The sequence below is a fragment of the Armatimonadota bacterium genome (assembly GCA_036504095.1).
Lineage (GTDB): Bacteria > Armatimonadota > DTGP01 > JAKQQT01 > JAKQQT01 > DASXUL01.
This window is the reverse complement of sequence record DASXVS010000074.1, coordinates 1-5652: the sequence shown is the minus strand read 5'-3', so window position 1 is coordinate 5652 and position 5652 is coordinate 1. Positions and strand designations below refer to the sequence as shown.

The window sequence follows — 5652 nt, the reverse complement described above, 5'->3', positions numbered from 1 at the left end:
GGACCCCGCAGCTACCGCACCCGCCACGTCGGCTTGCAGCACGAGGCCGCCGCAAGCTAGAAGCGCACTGGTCCCGGGTCCCGGCCGTTGGCCGGTTTTGACCTGTTCATCATTGGCCGGTTTTCAGACGTCCACCGAGGTCGCAAAAGGCGTCAGCAATCCGTCGGTTCGTTTCCCATACGGGCGGCCGATACCTTCGCGAGCGCAGCGTCGATCCGGGCAGCCGTCTGGAAGTCGATCCACTCAGCTCCACACTTGGAACACGTCGGTATCTCCAGATCAGCTGGGATCTCAAGATCAGGGAAGTTTCGGTAGAGGGTCCTTCGCCCAGCCTTCGCGAGGGGCGCGACGGTGGCACGCTTCCCGCACTCTGCGCATAGCAAGCTCATCTCAATTTCCACGCGAACTCCACGGGCAGCGTGCCCCCGAATACGATTCAGCGGCTCCTCGGGCCATGCAGCGACGCCATGATGACTGCATCGCCGATTTCGTCGCGGCCTACCATCGTCTTCACGGGGCTCATCCTGCTCCGGAAACGGGAGCGCGTTGAAGCCCGAATCATCGCCCTGGTGGAAGTAGATGTGGCCTCCGAGCGACCCGTCCTTCCGGAGGCTCACCCAGCCGCGCCCACTCGCCGGATCGCACTCGTCGTTGCCCTCCCACGTAAACGTGACGTGAGGACGACCGTTCCGCTGCCCGTGCTTACATCTCATTCGCCCTTCGACCGCGATGAACCGGAAGCGGCCCCTTGGCCCTTGAGCTCGACAAAGGCGGGCCCGAGAAGGTCGATCGCCTCCTGGTCCCAGAGGTCCATCCCGGTGATGCGCCACTTCCCCTCGATACCCAAAGCTCGTCCTCCTTCGAATGGCGACTCCGATGCGCGGATCTCCCTTCGTGGCGCCTGGCGGCCCTCTGGATCGATGAGCAGCCCCGCCTTGAGCAAGAGCATGGTCGTCTTCCGCCCGACATCTGCGATCTCGAGCGCCTCGGCGACTGTTTCGGGCTGGCGCGCGAGGATGGCGTCGCGAGCGGAACGCCGCAGCCCGGCCTGGCCCGCGAGGTCGTCCGCGGTGATGGCGCGTCGCCGAACCACCTCACCTCCCTCGCTTCGACTTACGCACCTCGATGGCTGGCTCCTCGTGCACCGAGTCCTCGGGCACGAAGACCACCCGCATCCCCCAGCCCGCGTACAACCGGAGCATCTGGCCGAACTCGCGGAGCGTGTACTCCTCGTCGTCGATGTAGATCGCGACGGGGTCTTCCTCGTCTTCACAGCCGTCGGTGATGTGGCAGCGCAGGACGTCACCGCGCGGTAGGATGTGTCCGGTCGTGCGGTCCCGCTTCAACTGCGGCGTGCCGGGCGGGACCTCCACCGCGACCCAGTCGTAGGAGTTCCGGGACGCCTGCTGTGCCTCGATACACTGGTTGTGGATCTCGAGGATCTGCTCATCCGTGAGCGCTGCCTGCTCCGCGGGGGACATGACGAGCTGAACGCCGCCGACGTTCTCCTCGGCGTACTCGATGTCCGCGCCGGCCGGGCCACGGGTGATGCGGACCTGGTCCAGTCCGGCGACGTAGGGCTTCTTGTGTCGGATCTTCCGGCGTCGCGCTTTCATGGGACCTCTGGCGTCTGCCGCGCCCTCGCGGCCCGGCTATCGCGTGGATCTCGGGGTTGGCGTTCGCGCCCGCAGACCGATCGGTACGCCCTACCACGGGTTCCCGGCCGGTTGGAACGGCTTCGTCTGCTAGCCCGGCGTTGCATCCGCACCCTCAACGGTCTACGCTTCGCTGACGGAACCCGACACTTACCGTCGGGTTATGAAATCGATGCGCAGTCCACCAAGCAAGCGCCTCTCCGCCCTTGTGGACGCCCTGCCAGGGCGCGGCCGCTACACCATTGCCCGGGCAGAAGCCTTGCGGGAACTCGCCTCCACCCCGGAGGCACTCGAAGCTGCGGTGCGCCGCCTGGCGGCCAAACACCGGATCGTGGTGCCGCGCCGGGGGTTCTACGTCGTCGTTCCGCCCGAGTACCAGAGCGCCGGGGCACCGCCCCCCGACTGGTTCATCGACGACCTCATGAGCTTCGAGGCGAAGCCCTACTACGTGGGGCTGCTCTCGGCCGCCGCGCTGCACGGAGCCGCACATCACCAACCCCAGGAATTCCAGGTGGTGACGGACAGCCCGCTCCGCCCAACCCGCGCCGGCCGCGCGCGAATCCGCTTCTTCATGAAGCGGCACCTCTCCACCACACCGGTCATCCAAGTGAAGACCCAGACCGGCACGATGCGGGTCTCGAGCCCCGAGGCCACCGCGATCGACTTGGTTCGGTATGCGCGCGCCGCAGGGCACCTCGGCAACGTGGCAACGGTGCTCGCCGATCTTGCCGAAAGGCTCGACGCGAACAAGCTGCTCCACGCCGCCCAATGCGACGTCGAACTCACCCACATCCAGCGACTCGGCCATCTCCTCGACGCGGTCGGCGCCGAAGAGGTCGCGCGGCCTCTCGCGACCTGGGTCGCGGAGCAGCGCCCACGCCACGTTCTGCTCCGACCGGACGCCTCTCAGCCGACCGGCAAAGACGACCCTCGATGGCGAGTCGTTGTGAACGAGACGATTGAGTTGGACCTATGATCCCGCGCGCGAACATCGCCGAATGGCGCTCCCGCGCGCCATGGGCCACGGATGCGCAGGTGGAGCAGGATCTCGTCCTCTCGCGGGCCATCGTAGAGATATTCAGCGATCCCGTGCTGGGCGAGGCGCTCCTCTTCCGCGGCGGAACCGCGCTACACAAGCTCTTCCTCGCGCCTGCGGCCCGCTACTCGGAGGACATTGATCTCGTGCAGGTCAAGGCAGCGCCGATCGGTCCCGTCATGTCCGCGCTTCGGTCTCGGCTGGATCCGTGGCTCGGAACGCCGAAGCGGGAGCAGACGGCGTCCGCGGTCCGGTTCATCTATCGCTTCAGTCCGAGATCGCGCCGATCACTCCGCTGAGGCTCAAGGTGGAGATCAATACGCGGGAGCACCTCCACGTCATGCCGCTCGAGACGCGGACCTTCGCGGTCGAAGGCCGCTGGTTCACCGGCCGGGTTTCGATCGGCACCTATGCGCTCGAGGAACTCCTCGGCACCAAGCTACGCGCCCTCTACCAGCGCAAGAAGGGGCGCGACCTCTTCGATCTGGCCACCGCCCTCGAGCAGGTTCCGTCCCTCGCCTTGGACAGGATCGCAGAGTGTTTCGGGCGCTACCTCGGCCACAACGATCAGCGCGTCTCCCGGGCCGAGTTCGAGCAGAATCTCACGGCCAAGCTCGAGGACCTTGCGTTCACGCAGGACATCGGCCCGCTTCTGGTGCCGGGGACCGAGGACCGCTACGACGTCCACCGGGCGGGCGAACGCATCTGGCGCGAGCTCGTCTCGCGAGTACCGGGAGGCCCGTGGAAGGGTCCCGGAGCGTCCGGCGACATCACGTGACGACCGCGCGCCAAGACCTCGCGAACGAACTGGCTCGGCTCGAGGCCAGGCTCGCCGCCGTCGACGCCGCGGGCGCGGCTCTCCGTGAGCAGGTCCAGAGGTTGCGTGACGCACTCTCGGCTGCCGAACCGGCGGTGGCGGTGGCCGTCCCGGCGGCAACGGTCGCCGGGGCGAGGGGTCCCGCGACCTCCTCCGAGAAGGTTGCTCTATTCTCCTCCCTCTTCCGCGGGCGAGCAGACGTCTATCCGCGCTTCTGGTCGAACGAAAGGAAGGGCACCAAGGGGTACTCCCCCCGGTGCCTCAACGAGTGGGACCGGCCCCGTTGCCAGAAGCCCAAGACGAAGTGCAGCGAGTGCCTCCACCAGGACTTCGAGTCGGTCTCGTCGCAGGTCATCCAGGATCACCTCCTCGGGCGCCACGTTATCGGCGTCTATCCCCTCCTCCGGGACGAAAGCTGCCACCTCCTCGCCGTGGATTTCGACAAGGGCTCGTGGGCCGACGACGTCGGCGCCTTCGCGGAGACCTGCCGGGCGACAGGGATCTCCGTCGCGGTCGAGCGCTCCCGGTCGGGCGCCGGAGCGCATGCATGGTTCTTCTTCGAGGAGCCGGTTCCGGCCGCCCTCGCGCGCCGACTCGGCTGTTACCTGCTCACCGAGACCATGTCCCGACGCCCCGAGATCGGGATGGACTCGTACGACCGGCTCTTCCCGAACCAGGACACCATGCCGCGCGGCGGGTTCGGCAACCTGATCGCGCTCCCGCTGCAGCGAGAAGCGCGGAAGCTCGGAAACACCGAGTTCCTGGACGAAGCGCTCAAGCCACTCACGGACCAATGGGCATTCCTTGCGGCTTTGCCCCGGATCTCTGCCGCAAACGTCGAAATGATCGCCCGGGAGGCGCAGCGCCAGGGGCGCGTGCTCGGGGTTCGCTTCGCCGCCGTCGAAGAGGATGACGTGCCCTGGGCGCGCTCGCCATCCGGCCGCCCTCCTCCGGCGAGCATCGGCGCGCCCCTCTCGGCACCGGTACGCCTCGTGCGCGGACAGCGCCTGTTCGTGGAGAAGCAGGGGATGCCTGCTGGCCTATTGACCGAACTCCGCCGCCTCGCCGCCTTTCAGAACCCGGAGTTCTACAAGAAGCAGGCGATGCGGCTCTCGACTGTGAACGGCGGACTCGAAGCGTAGGGATTTGACGGTCGAGTCGAAGGTGCGTTCAGCCCTGCGGGGCTTCGAATAGTCGCTTCCGGATGAGGGCTTCCGGGACCTGGTCCGCGCTGAGGATGTCGTACCAAGGCGCCCGCTCCAGTTCTTCGAACCGGCGGAGGAGCTTCTCGATGGCAGCGTAGTGGCGCTCGTTCTCGGTGATGAGATCGGCCATGGCGGAGACCAGGTCGTCGGCGCCTGGCCTGCCGTTCCAGATCTCGTGGGTGAGCCGGCGGAAGTCCAGGCTGAGGCGTAGGTCGTCAAGCCTGTCGCGGCACTCGGCCGAGCTGTCTCGCCCGGTCTCGAAGGAGGACCGAAAGTTTCCGGTCGTGTTCTTCACGATCTGGTCGAGTTCTTTGGTCTCCCGGTGGTGGCGAAGCGCCTGTCGTTCGGCTTTGCCGAGCTTCCTCTTTTCGCGGCGAGACATTTCACTCTCCGAGCTGCACGGTGTAGGGACGACCGGGTGTGTCGCCCATCATGCGACGGGAGCGGCTTCGACGACAGCTTCCGCGAGGGCCGCTGCAGTCACTGCGCGGCGGTCTTCCACGTCTGCCGGCGCTGCGATCGATGGCAGCAGTACTGCAGCGCGCCGTGCAGCAGGGCCGGCCGGCTGGCGTCCCGTAAGGCGGCGGCGCGCCGCTACCAGGCGAGCCTTGCCCGGAAGCGCGACCGAGCCGCTCGGCAGGCGGCCTACCGCTCCCGCAAGAAAGTGACGCATCAGGGTATCGAGGAAGTTGACCCAGCGGGCAGCCTGATCGTGCGTGCTGATCGGTCCCCGGCGATGGTCGTCGGCGTCGCGGTTCGCACCACGAGTGCGCCCCATGCTGAGACCACGCCTGATCTGTGAGGCCGCGCACGCTTCTTGAGGTCGCGCCCCCGGTTTCTTGAGCGCGCACGTCGAGGGGGAAAGGCGAAACCCCCTCCGAAAACTTGCTCGAAGTTCCGGAGGGGGTTTCCTCTCTCAGTCCGCCAAGACAGAGAGAG

The 5652-nt window shown here is 66.9% G+C and carries 6 protein-coding genes and 1 pseudogene; 3 read left to right on the top strand and 4 right to left on the bottom strand.

Annotated elements, in window-relative coordinates; genetic code table 11:
• Positions 1-709: 709 nt before the first annotated feature.
• Entirely contained in the window at positions 710-1093 is a 384-nt protein-coding gene (locus VGM51_17555) for a hypothetical protein (GenBank protein ID HEY3414845.1), read from the bottom strand.
• Between the two features lies 1 nt (position 1094).
• Positions 1095-1616, bottom strand: coding sequence for a hypothetical protein (locus tag VGM51_17550; protein ID HEY3414844.1), 522 nt, complete (start codon positions 1614-1616; stop codon positions 1095-1097).
• A gap of 211 nt (positions 1617-1827) precedes the next feature.
• Between VGM51_17550 and VGM51_17545 the strand changes: the two genes are divergently transcribed.
• The 3 genes and pseudogenes from VGM51_17545 to VGM51_17535 all read left to right on the top strand — a co-directional run bounded on the left by VGM51_17545 (position 1828) and on the right by VGM51_17535 (position 4650).
• Positions 1828-2631 carry a type IV toxin-antitoxin system AbiEi family antitoxin gene (locus VGM51_17545; GenBank protein HEY3414843.1) on the top strand — a complete coding sequence of 268 codons (804 nt, stop codon included), beginning with the start codon at positions 1828-1830 and terminating at the stop codon, positions 2629-2631.
• Positions 2628-3469: pseudogene (locus VGM51_17540) on the top strand (nucleotidyl transferase AbiEii/AbiGii toxin family protein). Before VGM51_17545 ends, VGM51_17540 begins: the two are co-directional and overlap by 4 nt.
• Positions 3466-4650, top strand: a complete 1185-nt coding sequence (locus VGM51_17535) for a hypothetical protein (protein ID HEY3414842.1) — start codon at positions 3466-3468, stop codon at positions 4648-4650. The pseudogene VGM51_17540 and the gene VGM51_17535 overlap by 4 nt, the downstream one beginning before the upstream one ends.
• Before the next feature lie 28 nt (positions 4651-4678).
• Here the strand turns inward: VGM51_17535 and VGM51_17530 are convergent, their stop codons facing one another.
• Positions 4679-5095 (bottom strand): hypothetical protein, encoded by a 417-nt coding sequence (locus VGM51_17530; GenBank protein HEY3414841.1) that lies wholly within the window; start codon positions 5093-5095, stop codon positions 4679-4681.
• A gap of 48 nt (positions 5096-5143) precedes the next feature.
• Positions 5144-5491 (bottom strand): hypothetical protein, encoded by a 348-nt coding sequence (locus tag VGM51_17525; GenBank protein ID HEY3414840.1) that lies wholly within the window; start codon positions 5489-5491, stop codon positions 5144-5146.
• Positions 5492-5652 lie beyond the last annotated feature (161 nt).

Coding starts and splice junctions, on each gene's coding strand:
- VGM51_17530 (HEY3414841.1), bottom strand. CDS start 5,095: ATGTCTCGCCGCGAAAAGAGGAAGCTCGGCAAAGCCGAACGACAGGCG.
- VGM51_17525 (HEY3414840.1), bottom strand. CDS start 5,491: ATGGGGCGCACTCGTGGTGCGAACCGCGACGCCGACGACCATCGCCGG.
- VGM51_17545 (HEY3414843.1), top strand. CDS start 1,828: ATGCGCAGTCCACCAAGCAAGCGCCTCTCCGCCCTTGTGGACGCCCTG.
- VGM51_17550 (HEY3414844.1), bottom strand. CDS start 1,616: ATGAAAGCGCGACGCCGGAAGATCCGACACAAGAAGCCCTACGTCGCC.